Here is an 18,422-nt window from a genome sequence, read left to right on the forward strand (position 1 = left end):
CGCAGGCCACCACCACTAGGCATAGGCTATGCGTTTTGCTTCACGCCGTCACGGATCAACGCGGCCACCATCTCGGCGCGCTGACGCAGTTCATCAACTGTTTGCCCGGTGTTGGCCACCACGTTCACGTGCCCGATCTTGCGTCCGGGGCGCACGGACTTGCCGTAGGCATGCACCTTGACCTCTGGCGCAGCACCCAGTGCGGCGGAGAAGGCGGAGTACAGGTCCTGGTTTTCTCCACCGAGGTAGTTTTTCATCACGGTCAGGCCCAGTTCGCGGGTTTCGCCCAGCGGCAGGTCCAGCACGGCGCGCAGGTGCTGCTCAAACTGGCTGGTGACCGAGCCGTTCATGGTCCAGTGCCCGGTGTTGTGCGGGCGCATCGCCAGCTCGTTGATCACAAAGCCGGCCCCGCTGCCGGGGGTCTCGAACAGCTCCGCGGCCATCACGCCGGTGACGCCGAACTGTTCGGCGATGCGCAGCGCCGCGGCGGCTGCGGCCTCGGCCACGGCCGGATCGATGTCCTGGGCCGGGGCGATGACCTCATCGCACACCCCGTCCACCTGGATGGTGTGCACCACCGGCCACGCTTTGGCCTGGCCGGAGGGGGTGCGGGCCACCAGTGCGGAAAGCTCGCGGGAGAAGTTGACCTTGTCCTCGGCCAGCAGCGCGCCGTTGGCGAACCAGTCGGCCGCATCGCGGGCGGCCTGGGCATCGTCCAGGATACGCACGCCCTTGCCGTCGTAACCGCCGCGCGGGGTCTTCAGCACGATCGGCCAGCCGATCTCGTCGCCGAAGGCGATCAGTTCCGCAACGTTCTTTACCTTGGCCCAACGCGGGTTGGGCAGGCCCAGCTGCTCGATGGCCTGGCGCATCACGAGCTTGTCCTGCGCATGGATCAGGGCCTCGGGGCGGGGCTGAATGTTCACCCCTTCGCTGATCAATGTGCTCAGGTGTTCATTGGGCACGTGTTCGTGGTCGAAGGTGACCACGTCCAGGCCCTTGGCGAAGTGACGCAGCGTATCCAGGTCCTTGTAATCACCCACGGGGGCGTCGGGGACGCTGCGGGCCGCCGAGACGTCCTCGGCCTCGGCCAGCACATGTAGTTCGAAGCCAAGATTCAGGGCCTCGGGGGCCATCATGCGGGCCAACTGCCCGCCACCAATTACACCAATTTTCGGAAAGCTCACCCCTCTAGGGTAGCGAAACTCTGGCTCCCGCCCGTTCCCCCGAGCCCCGGCAAGCGCCCATCCACGGTCATTTATCAGGAAAAGCCGATATTATGAACTGTTTGTATCAAGGGATAAGACAGCTAAATCTGCCAGAATCGCCATCTGTGTGATGTAGGTTCTGGCCCGTGGCAGCGCACCGAGAACGGTGGAGGCGGGCCGCGGCACGTCTGGAGGAAAATGTTCGAACGCATCAGCGTCAAGATCCGTGGACTGGTTTCCACGCTTTGGCGGGAAGTGGCGAAATTCGGTGTCGTCGGCGGGGCCGCTTTTGTGGTCGACTCCGCGATCTATTTGTGGATGCTCTCGGGCCCCATGAGCGATTCGCCGGTGAAGGCCAAGATTGTTGCTGGTGTGGTCGCGACGTTGTTCTCCTGGGTGGCCAACCGCTACTGGACCTTCCGCCACCGCCGCCAGGCGAACGTGGTGCGGGAACTGGTGATGTTCCTGGTCATGAACGCCATCGGCCTGGGCATCGCGGCCGCCTGTGTGTGGGTGACCAAGTACATGCTCGGCTTGACCGACACCACCAGCGTATTCATCGCCGGTTCGGTGGTCGGGCTGATCCTGGGCACCATCTTCCGCTTTTTCGCCTATAAGTTCTGGGTCTTCGGCGGGGAACGCACCGAAATCCTGCCCGACACCGAGCCGGCCCTGGTGGGTGCCGCCTCCTCCGAACCGGAAGTCATTGCCGTTCGTTCGCAGGGCGCGCCATCCAGCACCGTGGGGCCGGACACCGGAAGCATCGGGCTGAGCCGACCAGAATCGGCCTAGCGTCCTCTGTCACCATCCACGTGATGATGGGCAAGGTGCCCGCCCCGCAGTACGCGGCGGCGGGCACCTTGCTTTCAACCGTTTCGGGTCTCGTGGCCGGCCGTAGCCCTAGTGTTCGGGGTGGCGGGCGGTGACGCGTTCACCCTCCAGCAGCCGCGGGGTGATTTCAACTCCCGGCCCGACCAACACCAGCGCGTCCCCGGCCTGCCACTGGCCGATGGCAAAGGGCAGCAGCCTTTCCATGCCCAGCTCGCTGGAGACCAGGATCGTTCCCTGCGCCCGGCCCGGGTGGGAGAAGAGCTGCTCGTAGCTGAGCTCGGCGTTGGCGGTGCGCAGCGCGCTCAGGCCGCCGTCGACCGGTTGCGGGTAGTAGTCGTCGGCAAAGGCGCGTACCTCGGCGTTGTAGTCCTCGGCCGGTCCCAGATCCCCGGTGAAGGACAGGGCCAGTGCGGCCAGGTCCACACCCAGCACGTCCGCGCTTGCCGGAATGTGCTCCCCGGCCGGACGGTCGCTGATCCACAAGGCGGCGGTGGCGGATTGCGGGTCGTCGGGGGTGATGACGGTCGCCCCGTGGTGCCAGGCCGCGACGGCCAGCACCAGGCTCTTCCAGTGGACGGGCAGGTCGAAGACCAGCTCGTTGGCTTCCTGGACGTCGAACAGCTCGGCGAGCAGGTTCGCCGTTTTCGCCACCCAGTTGTCGAAGACCCGTCCGCTCAGTTCAATGCGCTCACCGTCGGCCGAATGCCAGATCAGCCAGGGGGTTGCGTCGGCGCGGCGGGGGCCAAGTAACTTTTCGACGAAAGGTAACGAATTGGTATCGATTGTCATGCTGAACCTCAATCGCTTGCTGGGAATTCACCGGGAATGCGCGGAAGTGGCGACTCGCCCGGATTGGCGGGGGATTTCTCCGGCGTGTTGTGAAGACACAATGCCGAGATCTGTCCATAGAATAACCTCCCCGCTTGACTCTCGAGGAGTTACACCGATGTAATTAGATGGTGCGCCGGACGCCGGTAAGAGTTTTTCGATATTTCGATGGACTAACCGGAGTCGGGGCGTGTGGCATCGTCAGAATGCCTGAGACGAGACGTGTAGCGAAAGGGTCAACATCACCATGGCGAAGATGGAGCAGGGGTACTCCGAGTATTCGACATCGGCTGTTGCGTCCGCCCAGTATGGGGTTCAGGGCGCTCCGTCCGATTGGTTTGTCGATCCGCAGGCCGACGGGGCATCGCAGTCCTCCGTCGCCGCTGATTTGGAGAATGCCGCGGATGCATTCCTGCGTGAACACCAGACCCAGTCGCAGCCGGACGAGGACAACACCGGCTCCTGGGCTCCGGAACTGGATGAAAACGACCAGATGCGTGAGAGCATTAAGGCTGTCTGGCTGGGAATCGGTGGGGAAGTCGACGAGGGTGAACTCGGTTGGCAGGCCCGTGCGCTGTGTGCGCAGACCGACCCGGAGGCCTTCTTCCCGGAGAAGGGCGGCTCGACCCGCGACGCCAAGCGTGTCTGCGGGGCCTGCGTGGTCCGCTCCGAATGCCTGGAGTACGCATTGAGCAATGATGAGCGCTTCGGCATCTGGGGAGGCCTGTCCGAGCGTGAACGTCGTCGTCTACGGAAACGAGCAATCTAATTCGCCCGCAAGTTCATGTCACCGCCATCGTTGCCACGCACGATGGCGCTGACTTTTTACCACGCACTTTAGCCGCGCTGCGCAACCAGTCCCGGCCCATTGAACGGTTCATCGGGGTTGATGCCAGCTCCACCGACGGCTCCGCCCAGGTGTTGAGCGCCAACCTGCCGTCCAATGCGCTGATCGTCAGGGCGGACAAGCACTCGCTGGGCCTGTCGGTGGCCGAAGCCGTGGCCAGCCTGCCCGATGCCCGCGCGGATCGCGATGAATGGCTGTGGATCATCCACGACGACTCGATGCCGGCCCCCGACGCCCTGGAGGCGCTGACCACGGTGGTTGAGGCCAGTGAGTCGGTGACGATCGCCGGGTGCAAGCTGCTGGACATCGACTCCCCGCGACGGCTGATCGACGTGGGGCTGAGCACCGACCGCAAGGCGCAGCGGCTGACCATGGTCGACATCGACGAGGTGGACCAGGGCCAGTACGACGCGCGCAGCGACTACTTTGCGGTCTCCTCCGCCGGCATGTTCATCCGCCGCGACGTGTTCGAGGAGCTGGGCGGCTTTGATCCGGCCCTGCCCGGACGCGGGGACGACATCGACCTGTGCTGGCGCAACCGTCTGGCCGGTCACCGCGTGGTGGTGGTCCCGGCGGCGAAGATGTACCACCGCACGGACGTGCATGCGGCGCTGGCCGGGCCGAAGGAGGCCCGCCGCTCCGAGGTCTACCTGCGCCTGAAGCACGCCTCGGCGCCGGCGCTGCCGTTTGTGTGGCTGGGGATCCTGCTGGCCGGGATCGGGCATTTCTTCCTCTCGCTGCTGGCCAAGGATCCGGGCCATGCGTTCAACCACCTCGGTGCCACGCTGCGCGGGTTGTTCAGCCCGGTGAAGCTGGCCGCCTCCCGGCGCCAGGCCAAGGCCAGCCGGCGGGTCTCCCGCCACCAGGCGACCCGGCTGATGGTTCCGGCGGTGGAGGTGCGCGAATACCGGCGCAACCTCAGCGCCAAGGCCGAGGAGCACCAGGTGTTCGGCGACGGCACCGGCGCGGAGCCCGCAGCCGAGCCCAGCGGGGACAACTTCTCCGACTTTGTGCGCATCGCGGGGCCGCCGAAGACCACCGCGGTCTTCTCCCTGATTCTTTCCCTGCTGCTGACCACCGGCGTCTCGCTGGTGGCGTGGCGTTCGCTGCTCGGCGCCCAGGCCCTGGGCGGCGGGGCGCTCAAGCCGTTGTCGCTGAGCCTGAGCGAGATTTCCCGCAACGCCTTTGGCTGGTGGCAGCCGGCCGGCAGCGGCCTGGGGGCCGCACCGGATAACACCGACCTGCTGTACTGGCTGCTTTCCGCGCTCAGCTTCGACCACGCCAACCAGGCCAGCGCGGTGCTGCTGCTGGCCGCGATGCCGCTAGCCGCCCTGTTCGCCTGGTTCGGCGCCGGGGCGCTTTCCCGCTCCCGGGCGGTGCGCTTTGTGCTCAGCCTGTTCTGGGGCCTGTCCCCGGTGCTGTTCTCCGCCCTGGCCTCCGGCCGGGTGGGCGCGGCGCTGATCCATGTGCTGTTGCCGCTGCTGTTCCTGGCGGTGCTGCGCGCGCTGAAGGCCGGGATCGGGCATGAGCCCACGATTGGTGCCGCCGGGATTTCCAACGCCTCGGCGTGGACCGCCTCGGCGTGGACCGCCTCGGCCTGCGCGGCCCTGCTGCTGTTCGTGATTTCGGCCGGGTCCTTCCCGTTCTTCCTCCTGTTGTGCGTGCTGCTGTACCTGGTGGCCATCACCCGCGCCCGCCAGGCGCGCACCCTGTGGTGGGTGCCGCTGCCGGCGCTGGTGTGGAACCTGCCGCTGCTGTTGGAGGCGCTGGGCAACCCGCGCCTGCTGTTCACCGAGCCGGGCGTGCCTTCCGCGTTCACCCCGGCCGCCCCGTGGCAGCAGCTGCTGGGCTTCCCGGAGGCGTTTGACGCCGCCGGCACCCCGCTGGGCTTCGGCTTCCTGCCCGAGGGCCCGTGGGCGCTGGTGCTGGCCCTGCTGGTCGGCGCCCCACTGGTGGCGCTGGCCGTGGTGGGCACCATCGGCAGCGCCGCCACCGGCCAGCGCACCCTGCGTTCGAACTGCCGGATGATGGTGCTCGGTGCCCTGCTGTCACTCGTCGCCGGGTGGGGGATTGGCTTCATCCCGGTGGGCATCGACTCGCAGCAGGCAGTCAGCGCCTACACCGGCCCGTTTGTCTCACTGACAGTGTTCGCCCTGCTGGCTGCGGCGGCCAACGCGGTCGCCGCATTGCGCGCCGAACACCACACCCACGGGCAACGGGTCCGCGGCGCCGCGCCGACCCTGAAGCTGCTGGCCGTGTGCTCCGCGGTGAGCGTGGTGGCCTGCGGTGCGGTGGCCGTGGCCGCCACCCTGGATGTGCCGGCCCCACACCAGTCCCCGACCGCCCTGGTGGCCGGGCAGCAGGTGCACGCGTCGGCTGAACGCAGCATCCCGGCCACGGCCGCCGATGCCGGACGCGGCCCGCTGCAGGAGCGCACCCTGGTGCTGCGCCAGCGGGCGGATGGCAGCATCGACAGTGAACTGGTCTCCGGAGCCGGACAAAGCCTGGACTCGCTCAGCCGCAGCTCCCAGGTGGCGCAGCTGACCGGTTCGCTGCTGCACCCTGAACGCAATGAGAATTCGGTGCCGCAGGACCTGCAGCGCCAGGCCGTGGCGATGCTGCTGGCCGATTCGACCGTGGACGCCCGGGAAAACCTGCGCCAGCTCGGCGTCGGTTATGTGGTGCTGGACCAGGCCGGGGAACCCTCGGCCATGGTGCGCACCCTGGACGCCGCCAGCGGCCTGGCCGCCATCGGGCAGACCGACAGCGGCTGGCTGTGGCGGGTGACCTACGATGACGCGGTGGACGCCGGTACCGGATTCGCCCGCCTGGTCGCCGAGGACGGCAGCGTGCAGGTGCTCGACAGCCGCCGCGGCACCCTGCGCGACGTGCAGATTCCGGCCGCGCAGCAGCCGCGCACCCTGGTGCTGGCCACCGGTGTGGACAGCCGCTTCAACGCCAGCCTGGACGGGCAGCAGCTGCGCCCGGTGACCTACCCGCAGGACGGGGAACAACGCTGGGCGCAGGCGTTCGAGGTGCCCGCCCAGGGCGGGGCACTGAACGTCGGCTACCAGCAGCTGCTGGCCGTGCCGCTGCTGGTGCTCGGCGCGGTGGTGCTGCTGGTGACCGGGCTGCTGGCCATCCCGGTCCCGGCCGGGCGCCGGCTCTCCGGATACCGGGATGCCGACTTCCGTTTCCGTGAGGAACCGGTATCGGTGGGCACCGCGCACGGTGCCACCGTGGCCCCGCAGCGCCCGGAGCCGACGACGCACGCCGAGCAGCTGGAGGAACCGGCCCCGCAGCTGGTGCCCGACACCCCGCTCAGCCGACGCCAGGCCCGGGAGCGCCAGCGTGAGCTGCGCGACCAGCTGGCCCCGAAGGCCAGTGACCGGTTGTCCGATCCCAGCGTTGAGCAGGAGAAGAAGTAGTGGCTGACGAATCGAAGAAGCCGATGGACGACCAGCCGAACACCGGGCGGCAGGACAACGCCAAGGGAACGCAGGGAACCCCGGCCCCGAAGCCGGCTTCCGGCGCGCTGCCCGAACCCAAGCCGGCGGCCCCCCAACCGGTCACCGAGGCCAGCGGGTCGCACCGCGCCGCCGAGCCCGGTGCGGGTGCCGGCGCACCCAAGGGCGCCGCGCCGAGCCCCGCCGAACTCAAGCGCCGGGCCAAGGTGGAGGCCAAGGCCGAGAAGAAGGCGCAGAAGCTGCGCCAGAAGCGGGAGAAGGCGCGCGGGCGCACCCGGGGCAACGAGCCGAACGAGGCATCTGCCGCCGGCAGCGCAGCAGAACCCGCGAAGAAGCCCGCGCAGCGCCAGCCACAGGCCACGGATCCGGCTTCGGCACCCGCAAAGCCCTCCGGCCCACAGCCCGGGACCGCCCAGCCGGGCACGGATCGCCCCCAGGCCAGTACGCCCGAGGGCGCCGGACCCGGGGCCGCGGGCACACCCGCGAACCCGGTGCCCAAGCCGGCCGACGCCTCTGACGCCTCCCCGGCCCAGCCCGGCTGGCCGGCGCGGGCCACGGAGCACGCGCACAAGCCGGCGTCCAACGATGCAGCGTCCGCTCCGGAGCGGCCCGCCACGGCCAAGGACGCGGGCAGCACCGCGGGGTCCGGTGCCGCCGCGGGCGGTGCCGCCGGGGCCCAGGCCGCCAGCGGCGCCGCCGCCCAACAGAAGCCGACCGCTTCGGACACCCGGGGCGAAAGCGCCGGCACGACTGGCGCCCAGCCCGGAACCCCGGCCCCGCAGGCGACGGCGGCCGGTGCCGCCGCCACCGACCTGGATTCGAAGGCGGCCAAGCGCCGCCGCAAGCGGGAGAAGGCGCAGGCCGCCGCGGCCCGCGACAGCCGGCACTCCGGACGGCGCAAGGCCGGAGCGGTGGCCGGCAGCACCCTGGTGGTGCTCCTGGCCGGCGGCGCCGTCGCGGCGGGATCGCTGTTCGCACCGCAGGCCGAACCGGGCAAACTGCCCAGCGCGGTCACCAGCCTGCCGGCGGGGGACAGCGTGTACACCTGCCCGCAGGTGCCGCAGCTGCTCAAGGGCGTGGACGGCACCGACCCGCAGTTCGCCCCGGGCGCCAAGGACGTGTCCACCACCATCCGCAGCGCCGTGGTCTCCGATCTGGCCAAGCGCATCCCGGGATCCGGGCTCGGTGAGCTGGGCCAGGACGAATCCCGCCAGCTGACCAAGCGCATCCCGGACGAGCAGGCCCGCGAGGCCCGCGGTTCGGATGACCAGGGCCTGACCGGGCGCACCGCCCAGGTGGGCAACACCGCGAACCTGGACCCGCTGCAGGTGCTGCGCATCCAGCCGCTGGGGGATCTGCCCTCCATCGGCAGCGGGCTGCGCAGCTACCAGGCCAAGGACGGGGACCTGGCCGGGTTGGCCGCGGGCAACTGTGTTGCCGCCGCGTCGAACTGGCGGTTCACCGGCCTGCAGACCACCACTGGCAGCTCCTCGGTGCTGCACCTGGCCAACCCGACCTCCACCGCCGCCCAGGTCTCCATTGAGCTGCGCGGTCCGCAGGGGCTGGTCGACACCTCCACGCTGCAGGAAATCGTGCTGGCCCCCGGTGCGAGCCGGGCCATCGTGCTCGGCGGCTACGCGCAGGGCCAGGAGTCGGTCTCCGCGAACATCCGCTCGCTGGGCGGGAAGATCACCGCCAGCATCCAGCAGTCCGCGCTGCGCGGGCTGACCCCCTCGGGGGTGGACTTCGTCGCGGCCAGCGCCCCGGCGGCCAACACCCAGGTGATCCCCGGGGTGTGGATCGATGAGAAGTCGAACATCGACGAACTGACCGCGGATGCTGCGGCGAAGAACCTGGTGCCGCAGCTGCACGTGTCCGCCACCGGCGCCGCCGGGGCCGGGTTCAGCGTCAAGGTGCTCGACGAGCGCGGCGAGGTCGCCGCGAAGTTCGATGACCACCTGGCCGTCGCCTCGAACGCCACCTCGATCGTGGATCTGCGCCAGCTGGACTCCGGGTACTACACCGTGGTGGTGGAGGCCGATGACCCGGTGACCGCCGCGGTGCGCATGGTGCGCGGAAAGAACCCCAAGGACTCCTCGGACACCGCCTGGGCCAGCAGCTCCCAGCCGCTGGTGGGCAACCAGGTGACCCCGCTTTCGGCCCACGGCAACGCGACCTTCACGATCGCCGCCCCGCAGGGTGAAGCCACCGTCAACGCTGTGGTGATCTCCAAGGACGGGTCGATGGCCGAAGGCCAGGAGCTGAAGGTGCCGGCCGGCACCTCACGCACCTTCAAGCCCACCGACGTTTCCGAAGACGCCCAGGCGGTGCTGTTCCAGGCCGACGCGGACGCCTACATTGCCCAGACCCTGCTCGGCTCGGACCGTTCGGTCAGCTGGGTGAAGATGCCGCCGGCCAGCGTCGGCAGCGAAGGCATCGTGGTGAACGTCGGGGGCTAGCCGCCACCACCGATTGGACCCCGGCCGGCAGGACCCCACACGGTCGCTGCCGGCCGGGGTTCTGTGTATTGTGCCCCGCCCGGACGCACTGCCGGTGGCGCGGACCCCGGTTCCAAGGCTACTGACAGGAAAACTCCGCGCACCGCCCACGGTGGCATAAGCTGGCCGCCGAAAGGTGGTAGACATGGCCGATGTAGCCGAACTCAAGCGCCTGGCCCGCGAGGTCTTCGGGTGGGAATCCTTCCGCGCGGACCAGCTGAAGGCCATCAAGGCCGCCGTGGATGGACGGGATGTGCTGGCGGTGATGCCCACCGGCTACGGCAAGTCCGCGATCTACCAGGTGGCCGGGATGGCGTTGGAGGGACTGGTGGTGGTCGTCTCCCCGCTGATCGCGCTGCAGTCCGACCAGCTGGAGGACATCAACGCCCTGCCCGGCAGCGTGCGGGCGTTGGCGGTGAACTCCGCGGCCACCGAGAAGCAGCAGCGCCAGGCCTGGCAGGACGCGGCCGAGGCGAAGATCAAGTTCCTCTTCCTGGCCCCCGAACAGCTGGCCAAGGACGAGGTGATCGACCGGCTGAAGAAGCTGAAGCCGGCATTGTTCGTGGTTGACGAGGCGCACTGCGTCTCCGCCTGGGGCTATGACTTCCGGCCCGACTACCTGCGCCTGGGGACGCTGAAGGATTCGATCGGCGGGCCGGGCACCGTGGCGCTGACCGCCACCGCCTCCGCCCCGGTGCGTGAGGAAATCGTGGAACGGCTGCGGCTGAAGGACGCCCTGGTGATCGCCGAGGGCTTCGACCGTCCCAACCTGCGCCTGGAGGTCAACCGGCACCACGAGGACGGGCAGAAGCGGGCGGCGGTGCTTGAGCAGGTTGCAGCGCTGCCGCGCCCCGGACTGGTGTACGTCTCCACCCGGAAGGACACCGAGCTGTACGCCGCGGAACTAAACGACCGGGGCCTGCGCGCGGCCGCCTACCATGCCGGGCGCAACCGGGGGGACCGGCAGGCGGTGCACAACGACTTTTTGGACGGGAACCTGGACGTGGTGGTGGCGACCACCGCCTTCGGGATGGGAATCGACAAGCCCAACGTGCGTTTCGTGGTGCACGGGGACATCCCCGGCTCCCTGGACAGCTACTACCAGGAGATCGGCCGGGCCGGCCGGGACGGGGAAGCGGCGCGGGCGATCCTGCACTACCGCTCCGAGGACCTGGGGCTGCAGACCTTCTTCGGGGCCCACCACGCAGACCCGGAGGAGGTGCGCCGGGTGCTCACCGCCCTGCATGGGGCCGGGCGGCGGGTCAAGCCCTCAACCCTGAAGCGGGAGCTGGCCGGGCAGTTCTCCGCCCGGAAGGTCACCAATCTGGTGAACCTGCTCGAATCGGCCGGGGTGGTGCGCACCCGGCGCAACCTGGTGATCGCCGAACCGGGCCCGGAGGTGGACCAGGCGGTCAAGCAGGCGGTGGAGTCGGCCGAGACCCGGATCCGGATCGAGCGTTCCCGCCTGGAGATGATGCGCGGCTACGCGGAAACCGAGGGGTGCCGGCGCCAGTACCTGCTGGGTTACTTCGGCGATGAGCTGGAAAACCCGTGCGGCAACTGCGACAACTGCCTGGCCGGCACGGCGCAGGACCTGAGCGAGGCCGATGAGAGCTTCCCGCTGAACGAACCGGTCATCCACGAGCAGTGGGGCAGCGGGATCGTGATGAGCAGCGAACAGGACCGGCTAACCGTGCTGTTCGAGGAGGAAGGCTACAAGACGCTGTCCAAGGATGTCATCGACGAGACCGGGGTGCTGCGCCGGCAATAGGCCGGGGCGCTACAGGTCCGGGTCCTCGGGGAAGTACTCCGGGTCGATCTCATGCACCGACTGCATCCACAGCTGGGAGAGTTCGTGCACCACGCACTGGTGCACGATGTCCACCACCTCGGGGTAGGACTCGGCGATCTGCTCAATCGGCAGCCGGTAGATGCTGATCCTTGCCCGCCGGCCGGGGGTGGCGGTGCGCGAGGAGGCCAGCGGCACCCGGTCCCCGGAGGCCGCCGCCTTCTCCAGCAGCTTGCCGCTGGGCACCGGGCGGATCCGGAAGTCGATGGCCTCCACCGCCGTGCCCCAGCGTTCGGCCAGGCGCTGCGCGCTGGCCACCACCGCGTCGTCGAAGCGTTCCGGGCGGGTGCGGTACCCCGGCAGGTGCATGGGCACCAGCGGTCCACGCCGGCCACGCCCGTGGCGGCGCCGGCGCGCGGGCAGGGCCGGGGGTCGGGATTTCTCCTTCATGCCCGCCAGCATACAAGGAAACACCCCGGCCGTGCGGTGCCCGTGCCTGCCGGGTTTGTGGGCCGGCGGCGAGTAGACTTAGCACCGTGGAAGGTCTTCGTTTATGCTCTCGTCCCGCGTGCCGCGAACAGGCGCGGGCCACACTGACCTATGTCTACGCGGACTCCACCGCGGTGCTCGGTCCGTTGGCCACCTACCCGGAGCCGCACTGCTATGACCTGTGCGCCCAGCACGCCGACCGGCTGACCGTTCCCAGCGGCTGGAAGCTGATGCGCCTGCAGCTGCCGGACTCGCTGCAGCAGTCCGCCGCGCAGGACGATGAACTCTACGCGCTGGCCCATGCGGTGAAGGAAGAACGCCCGGCCCCAGAGAAGCCCGCCCCCGCCCAGCGCAGCGCCCGCGGCGCGAAGCTCGACGCCCGCCCGCGCCTGGCCGTGCTGCCCCAGGACCAGCAGGACACCGGCCGCTAACCGGCTGCGGCCCCGCGCCGCCGTGGACGCAAAAGTCACCCCGTCCCCGCCGCCGGCGGCCTAGCGCGCAATGCCCTGCGCCGCCTCCCACCGCGTCCAGTGCCGGTGGTGCTGAGAGAAGCCGCGATAAAACGTCACCTGATTGCCCCCGCACCGGCGAATGTGACTAGCATCAAGCACTAAGTGCTGCGCCAGGCCGGTACCCCGGCAGCGCCCAGCCACCGACGTCGCGAAAGACTGGGAGCCCATGAGTATTGACTACAAGATCGCCGACATAACCCGCCATGAGGAAGGCCGCCACCAGATCCGGCTGGCCGAACAGGAAATGCCCGGCCTGATGTCCCTGCGCGCCGAGTTCGGTGACGCCAAGCCGCTGGCCGGGGCACGCATTGCCGGCTCCCTGCACATGACCGTGCAGACCGCGGTGCTGATTGAAACCCTGGTGGCCCTGGGCGCCGAGGTGCGCTGGGCCAGCTGCAACATCTTCTCCACCCAGGATGAGGCCGCCGCCGCGGTGGTGGTCGGCACCGGCACGGCCGAACAGCCGGCCGGGGTGCCGGTATTCGCCTGGAAGAACGAATCCCTTGAGGACTACTGGTGGACCGCCGAGAAGATCCTCACCTGGCCGGGGGCCGAACAGGATCCGAGCCTGGGGGCGAACATGATCCTGGATGATGGCGGGGACGCGACCCTGCTGCTGCACCTGGGCGTGCAGTACGAGGCGGCCGGCGCGGTGCCCGGCCCGGACGCGGCGGAAAACCACGAGCACGGGATCATCCTCTCGGTGCTGCGCGAATCCCTGGCCCGCGACGCACAGAAGTTCACCCGCATCGCCGGGCAGATCCAGGGCGTCTCGGAGGAAACCACCACCGGCGTGCTGCGCCTGCACCAGCTGGCCGAACGCGGCGAACTGCTCTTCCCGGCGATCAACGTGAACGATGCGGTGACCAAATCCAAGTTCGACAACAAGTACGGGATCCGCCATTCGCTGCCCGACGGAATCATGCGCGCCACCGATGTGCTGATCGGCGGGAAGGTCGCCGTCGTGTGCGGCTACGGGGATGTGGGCAAGGGGGCCGCGGAGGCGCTGCGCGGGCAGGGCGCGCGGGTGATCATCACCGAAATCGACCCCATCTGCGCCCTGCAGGCCGCCATGGACGGTTACCAGGTCGCCCGCCTGGAATCCGTGGTCGGCCAGGGGGACATCTTCATCACCACCACCGGCGGCAAGGACATCATCCGGGTCGAGCACATGCTGGCGATGAAGGACAAGGCCATCGTGGGCAACGTCGGGCACTTCGACAACGAGATCCAGATGGCTGAGCTGGCCGCCGTGCCCGGCGTGCAGAAGATCGAAATCAAGCCGCAGGTGCACGAATGGGTGCTGGAGCCCGGCACCGGGCAGGAACGCTCGATCATCGTGCTCTCCGAAGGCCGGCTGCTGAACCTGGGCAACGCCACCGGCCACCCCTCCTTCGTGATGTCCAATTCATTCACCAACCAGGTCATGGCCCAAATCGAGTTGTTCACCAAGGCCGGTACCGGGCACTACGACAAACAGGTCTATGTGCTGCCCAAGGCACTGGATGAGAAGGTGGCGCGCCTGCACCTGGACGCCCTGGGCGTGGAGCTGACCGCCCTGAGCCCGGAACAGGCCGAGTACCTCGGCGTACCGGTGGAAGGACCCTACAAGTCCGACGCCTACCGCTACTAAAGGCGCCCGACGGCCGGGCCGGTCCTTGGCGTCCGGCCCGGCCCGGCACCCGACCGGCGAAGCTGGAGGCTAGCGGTGTGGTAATCCGGGAAAGTGCGCTGGTCACTGGTTATGCTGAAATCGCGACAGCCATCAGCAGGCTGAAGCAAATCGTCGATCGCCCAACGCGCACACCCGGGAGGACATCTCATGGCTGAAACGCCGGAGAACAACAAGCAGAACGAAGGTGCAAAGCCACAACCCGCACCGACGACTCCCGCCCCGACGGTGAAGGCCTCGCTCAGCGAGAAGGCCGAGAAGCTGGCCGCGCGCCTCGAAGAGCACAAGAACCAGCAGCCCAAGCCGACCCAGGCCGAAGCCGCAACACCGCCCGCCGCGTCCGGGCAGCAGGCCCAAAGGCCCAGCCCGAAGGCCCCGACCGGGGACAAGCCCGCCGCGGCGGATAAGGGGGCGCAAAAGCCGGCCGCACCGGGCTCGGGGGCGGCCCAGCCGGCCGCCGGCAAGCCGAAGGCCGAGCAGGCACCGGCCGCACAGCCGGCGCCGAAGACCACCGTGCAGCCGGTGACGAAGAAGCCGGCCGCCCCGGCCACCAAACCGGTCAGCAAGCTGGAACCGGCCACCGAACCGGTGGAGGATGTCATCCGGGCCATTAAGCTGCCCCATGAGATCGCGGCGGAGAAGAAGGCCAAGGCCGCCCAAAACACCGGGTCCAGCGCCGCCCGGCCCGCCAGCGTGCCGCCGGTGACGGTCGCCGGGCCCAACGCCAGCCAGAAGAGCAACGCCTCGGCCGCCGCCGTGGCCGAAGCCCGCTCCCGGGTCTTTGGCAGCTACGTCCCAGAACCCGAGCCCTCCGAGGCCGCCGTGAAGCGCCGGGTCGCCCGGGAGCGTGCCCTGAACTCCAAGCCGCCGCTGGGACGCACCGCCCAGGTGCTGCTGGCCCTGATCTTCCCGGTCCTGTCGCTGATCGCCGCGATCCGCCTGGTCGCCACCCCCGCCTTCCTGGCCCTGGCCTATGGCCGCCCCGGCTTCCCGGCCGACGCCTACGGCTTCTCCTGGCCCGAACGGCTGACCTATGGCAGCTACGGGGTGGATTACCTGAACAACTTCGCCGGCCCCGAATACCTCTCCGGGCTGCGTCAGGCGGATGATTCGGCGCTGTTCACCGACGCCGAGGTGCAGCACATGGTGGATGTGAAGAACCTGATCGGGTTCGCGTACGTGCTCGGGGCGGTGCTGGCGGTGCTGGCGATCGTGCTGATCGTCTACCTGATGCGCCGCTACGCCGGGGGAGTGCGCCGCGGGCTGTTCGCCGGGGCGCTGATTACGCTCGGGCTGATGGCCGCGCTGGTGGTCGCCGCCGTGATCGGCTGGCAGGGCTTCTTCACCAAGTTCCATGAGCTGTTCTTCTCCGAGGGCAGCTGGACGTTCTACGTCACCGACACGCTGATCCGTCTCTACCCGCAGCAGTTCTGGATTGACTCGGCGATCAGCCTGGCGGTGCTGCTGCTCTTGGTGGTCATCATCGTGCTGATCACCTGCTGGCCCACCGGCCGGCGCCGCGAAGCCTCCCGGCTGCGCCAGGATGCGCGGGTCTTCGGGCTGGGCAACAGCTAACGCCGCGAACGCGCACCGTGGCCCCAAGGCAGATCAACCTGCCTTGGGGCCACGGTGCGTTAACGGCCCCCAGTGGTGGTGCGCCGCACCGCTCACCGGTCGGGGTGGGCGACCTGACCGCCCAGCACAAAGATCCCGTCCGGGGCCCCGGGCAGCTGGCGAGCGGTGGTGGGCGCGAAGATGCTCACGCACCAGGGGGAGTCGGGGGTGAAGGGGCGCAGGTGCCAGTCGGCGTAGCGCCCCAGCAGCTGCAGCCCGGTGCCTTCCGCCGCCCGGTCCTGGTCCTCGGGCCCGCCAAAGACGGCGGCGGTGGTGCCCAGAATGAACACGCCCTGCGGATCCAGCAGCGCGCCGGCCTGCCGGAACACGCCGGCCAGTTCGCGCGCGGAGAGGAACGCGGCCACGTTGCCCGCCATCAGCAGCCCATCATAGCGCTGGATTAGTCCGGCCTGCTGCAGCTGGGCGGAGCCGATGTCGGTGACCGGCATCCGGCGGTACCAGGCGGGTTCGAAGAGCTCCGCGGCCACCTGGAGCACCTCCCCGGAGGTGTCGATGCCCCAGGCCAGATGGCCCGCGCGGCGCAGCGCGTTGACCGCGGCGCCAATCCCGCACCCCAGATCCAGCACCCGGGCCCGACGCGGCAGCAGCGCGTCCAGGAACCGGGCATCGGTTTCCAGGTCCACGCCGGCCGCGGCCAGGTCCCGCATCTTCTGGGCGTACTGCTGCAGGTCGGGGGTGATCATGGCCCCATCCTTGCACCCGCGGAGACCGGAAGGCCAGCACCGCGGTGCGTCTGCCAGCCGGCGGGCAGCTTAGCGCTGGTAGAGCCCGTCGATCACCGTGGCGTAGGTATCGAGCACCTCTTGACGCTTGAGCTTGAGCGAGCTGGTCAGGTGCCCGGAGGCCTCGGTCAGCTCATCGGGCAGGATCTGGAACTTGCGGATCGACTCGGCCTTGGAGACGGTCAGGTTGGCCGCATCCACCGCCTGCTGCACCTGGGCGATCACCTGCGGGTGGGTGGCGGCTTGGCGCAGCGAGAGCTCACCCAGGTTCCGGGCCTTGGCCCACAATGCCAGCTCCTCATGATCCAACGCCACCAGCGCGGAGATGAACGGGCGGTTGTCTCCCACCAGGATGCAGTGCGCGACGATGCGTTCGGCGCGCACGGTTTCCTCCAGCGGGCCGGGGGCGACGTTCTTGCCGCCGGCGGTGACGATCAGCTCCTTCTTCCGACCGGTCACCATCAGGTAGCCCTGCGCGTCCAGCTCCCCGGTGTCCCCGGAGGTGAAGTAGCCCTCGGGGGTGAACATCTCGGCGGTGGCCTTGGGGTTGTTGTGGTATCCGGCGAACACCCCGATGCCCTTGATCAGGATTTCCCCGTCCTCGGCGATGCGCACGCTGGTGCCCGGGATCGGGCGGCCCACGGTGCCCACCTTGGTGTGCTCGGGCTGGTTCACGGTGGCCGGGGCGGTGGTCTCGGTCAGCCCGTAGCCCTCCACCAGCTGGATGCCGGCGCCACGGAAGACGTGGGCCAGATCCTCGTTCAGGGCGCTGGCCCCGGAGATCGCGTAACCGCACTGCCCGCCAAAGACGTCGCGCAGCTTGGGGTAGAGCAGCACATCAAAGAGCCTGTGCTTGGATTTGAGCAGCAGGCCGGGCCCGCGCCCGGTGCCGTGCTGCTTGGCCTGCAGGGCCTTGGAGTAGGCGATGGCCACCTGTTCGGCCTGCGCGAAGAGCTTCGCCTTGCCGCCCTCCTCGGCCTTGGACAGCGCCGTGTTGCGGATCTTCTCAAACACCCGCGGCACCGCCAGCAGGAAGCCGGGCTTCACCGCCTGCAGGTCCTCGACCAGGGTGGCGGTGTTCGGGGAGTGGGCGATCACCGCCCCGCCGTGGATGCAGGCCTGCTGCACGGCGCGGGCCAGCACGTGGGCCAGCGGCAGGAACATCAAGGTGCGCTGGTCCTCGCCGAGCACGGTGCGCATGTAGTCGACCAGGTTGTAGGCGACCAGGGAGAAGTTCGCGTGGGTCATCATGCAGCCCTTGGGCCGCCCGGTGGTGCCGGAGGTGTAGACCAAGGTGGCCACGTCCTGCAGCCCGGCCCGGCTCCGGGCCGCCTCCAGCTGGCGCTGGCTGACCTGGTCGGGGTCGGCGAGCAGTTCGCTGAGCTTGGAGGAGGGGATGGAGCTCTCCCGGGCAGGGTTGCCGGCGTCAAAGAGGTAGACCTCCACCCGTTCGCCCAGTTGCGCGGCCGCCTGGCGGATCACCACCCGCTGGTCCGCGTTTTCGGCGAACACCACCCGGGCCCCGGAATCACGCAGGATCCATTCGATCTGGAAGGCGCTGCTGGTCTCATAGACCGGCACCGAGATGCCCCCGGCGAACCAGATGGCCTCCTCGACCAGCGCCCACTCGTAGCGGGTGCGGGACATGATCGCCACGTGGTCTCCGGGCTGCACCCCGTTGCTCATCAGCGTGGTGGCCAGGCGTTGCACATCGGTGAGGAACCGCCGGGCGCTGATGTCCCGCCAGGTGCCCTGGCGCTGCACGCTGAACAGCGGCTTGTCCGGGGCCTGCCGGACGCGTTCGAGCAATAGGTTGGTGGTGTTGTAGTTCGCATCCAGGTCATGCCGCAGCTCGACAGTCTCTTCGCGCATCAACTCAATCTTCCTGCCAGGTCGGGGAAATACCGCCAATACCTGGCAGTTA

13 protein-coding genes are annotated in these 18,422 nt (G+C 69.0%); 8 read left to right on the plus strand and 5 right to left on the minus strand.

Annotation, left to right across the window (positions count from 1 at the left end; translation table 11 throughout):
- Positions 1 to 26: 26 nt before the first annotated feature.
- Positions 27 to 1,187 carry a 5-(carboxyamino)imidazole ribonucleotide synthase gene (locus AC6I21_RS03285; RefSeq protein WP_138925735.1) on the minus strand — a complete coding sequence of 387 codons (1,161 nt, stop codon included), beginning with the start codon at positions 1,185 to 1,187 and terminating at the stop codon, positions 27 to 29.
- Positions 1,188 to 1,406: 219 nt separating this feature from the next.
- Between AC6I21_RS03285 and AC6I21_RS03290 the strand changes: the two genes are divergently transcribed.
- Positions 1,407 to 2,000, plus strand: a complete 594-nt coding sequence (locus AC6I21_RS03290; RefSeq protein ID WP_343830893.1) for a GtrA family protein — start codon at positions 1,407 to 1,409, stop codon at positions 1,998 to 2,000.
- 108 nt (positions 2,001 to 2,108) lie between these two features.
- Here AC6I21_RS03290 and AC6I21_RS03295 read toward each other — a convergent pair whose 3' ends face one another.
- Positions 2,109 to 2,828, minus strand: coding sequence for a TIGR03089 family protein (locus tag AC6I21_RS03295; RefSeq protein WP_497763103.1), 720 nt, complete (start codon positions 2,826 to 2,828; stop codon positions 2,109 to 2,111).
- Between the two features lie 286 nt (positions 2,829 to 3,114).
- Between AC6I21_RS03295 and AC6I21_RS03300 the strand changes: the two genes are divergently transcribed.
- The 4 genes from AC6I21_RS03300 to AC6I21_RS03315 all read left to right on the plus strand — a co-directional run bounded on the left by AC6I21_RS03300 (position 3,115) and on the right by AC6I21_RS03315 (position 11,450).
- Entirely contained in the window at positions 3,115 to 3,636 is a 522-nt protein-coding gene (locus tag AC6I21_RS03300) for a WhiB family transcriptional regulator (protein ID WP_138175411.1), read from the plus strand.
- A complete protein-coding gene (locus AC6I21_RS03305; RefSeq protein ID WP_497763400.1) occupies positions 3,636 to 7,142 on the plus strand; it encodes a glycosyltransferase in 3,507 nt (1,168 codons plus the stop codon). Before AC6I21_RS03300 ends, AC6I21_RS03305 begins: the two co-directional genes overlap by 1 nt.
- Positions 7,142 to 9,640, plus strand: a complete 2,499-nt coding sequence (locus tag AC6I21_RS03310; protein WP_497763104.1) for a DUF5719 family protein — start codon at positions 7,142 to 7,144, stop codon at positions 9,638 to 9,640. Before AC6I21_RS03305 ends, AC6I21_RS03310 begins: the two co-directional genes overlap by 1 nt.
- Positions 9,641 to 9,824: 184 nt before the next feature.
- Positions 9,825 to 11,450, plus strand: a complete 1,626-nt coding sequence (locus tag AC6I21_RS03315) for a RecQ family ATP-dependent DNA helicase (protein WP_497763105.1) — start codon at positions 9,825 to 9,827, stop codon at positions 11,448 to 11,450.
- A 9-nt stretch (positions 11,451 to 11,459) separates the two neighbouring features.
- Here AC6I21_RS03315 and AC6I21_RS03320 read toward each other — a convergent pair whose 3' ends face one another.
- Complete coding sequence (locus AC6I21_RS03320; RefSeq protein ID WP_175419307.1) at positions 11,460 to 11,918, minus strand: metallopeptidase family protein; 459 nt, start codon at positions 11,916 to 11,918, stop codon at positions 11,460 to 11,462.
- Positions 11,919 to 12,004: 86 nt separating this feature from the next.
- On the opposite strand from AC6I21_RS03320, the gene AC6I21_RS03325 reads away from it, so the two are divergent.
- From AC6I21_RS03325 to AC6I21_RS03335, 3 genes are all read left to right on the plus strand, one after another.
- The gene (locus AC6I21_RS03325; protein WP_138175401.1) at positions 12,005 to 12,388 is read left to right on the plus strand and encodes a DUF3499 domain-containing protein; all 384 of its coding nucleotides are present in this window, start codon (positions 12,005 to 12,007) and stop codon (positions 12,386 to 12,388) included.
- Between the two features lie 247 nt (positions 12,389 to 12,635).
- Positions 12,636 to 14,102 (plus strand): adenosylhomocysteinase, encoded by a 1,467-nt coding sequence (ahcY, locus tag AC6I21_RS03330; protein ID WP_343830903.1) that lies wholly within the window; start codon positions 12,636 to 12,638, stop codon positions 14,100 to 14,102.
- Between the two features lie 189 nt (positions 14,103 to 14,291).
- Complete coding sequence (locus AC6I21_RS03335; protein ID WP_346922887.1) at positions 14,292 to 15,716, plus strand: TIGR01906 family membrane protein; 1,425 nt, start codon at positions 14,292 to 14,294, stop codon at positions 15,714 to 15,716.
- 92 nt (positions 15,717 to 15,808) lie between these two features.
- Here the strand turns inward: AC6I21_RS03335 and AC6I21_RS03340 are convergent, their stop codons facing one another.
- Positions 15,809 to 16,459: a class I SAM-dependent methyltransferase gene (locus AC6I21_RS03340; RefSeq protein WP_138925744.1), complete on the minus strand. Its 651-nt coding sequence runs from the start codon at positions 16,457 to 16,459 to the stop codon at positions 15,809 to 15,811.
- Positions 16,460 to 16,528: 69 nt separating this feature from the next.
- Positions 16,529 to 18,370 carry an AMP-dependent synthetase/ligase gene (locus tag AC6I21_RS03345; protein ID WP_497763106.1) on the minus strand — a complete coding sequence of 614 codons (1,842 nt, stop codon included), beginning with the start codon at positions 18,368 to 18,370 and terminating at the stop codon, positions 16,529 to 16,531.
- Between the last annotated feature and the right edge of the window lie 52 nt (positions 18,371 to 18,422).

The organism is Glutamicibacter sp. St.4D3 (assembly GCF_059728615.1).

Bases quoted from the DNA above. Each gene is read 5' to 3' on its own strand.
- AC6I21_RS03290 (WP_343830893.1), top strand. From the start codon at position 1,407: ATGTTCGAACGCATCAGCGTCAAGATCCGTGGACTGGTTTCCACGCTT.
- AC6I21_RS03295 (WP_497763103.1), bottom strand. From the start codon at position 2,828: ATGACAATCGATACCAATTCGTTACCTTTCGTCGAAAAGTTACTTGGC.
- AC6I21_RS03300 (WP_138175411.1), top strand. From the start codon at position 3,115: ATGGCGAAGATGGAGCAGGGGTACTCCGAGTATTCGACATCGGCTGTT.
- AC6I21_RS03315 (WP_497763105.1), top strand. From the start codon at position 9,825: ATGGCCGATGTAGCCGAACTCAAGCGCCTGGCCCGCGAGGTCTTCGGG.
- AC6I21_RS03320 (WP_175419307.1), bottom strand. From the start codon at position 11,918: ATGAAGGAGAAATCCCGACCCCCGGCCCTGCCCGCGCGCCGGCGCCGC.
- ahcY (WP_343830903.1), top strand. From the start codon at position 12,636: ATGAGTATTGACTACAAGATCGCCGACATAACCCGCCATGAGGAAGGC.
- AC6I21_RS03335 (WP_346922887.1), top strand. From the start codon at position 14,292: ATGGCTGAAACGCCGGAGAACAACAAGCAGAACGAAGGTGCAAAGCCA.
- AC6I21_RS03340 (WP_138925744.1), bottom strand. From the start codon at position 16,459: ATGATCACCCCCGACCTGCAGCAGTACGCCCAGAAGATGCGGGACCTG.
- AC6I21_RS03345 (WP_497763106.1), bottom strand. From the start codon at position 18,370: ATGCGCGAAGAGACTGTCGAGCTGCGGCATGACCTGGATGCGAACTAC.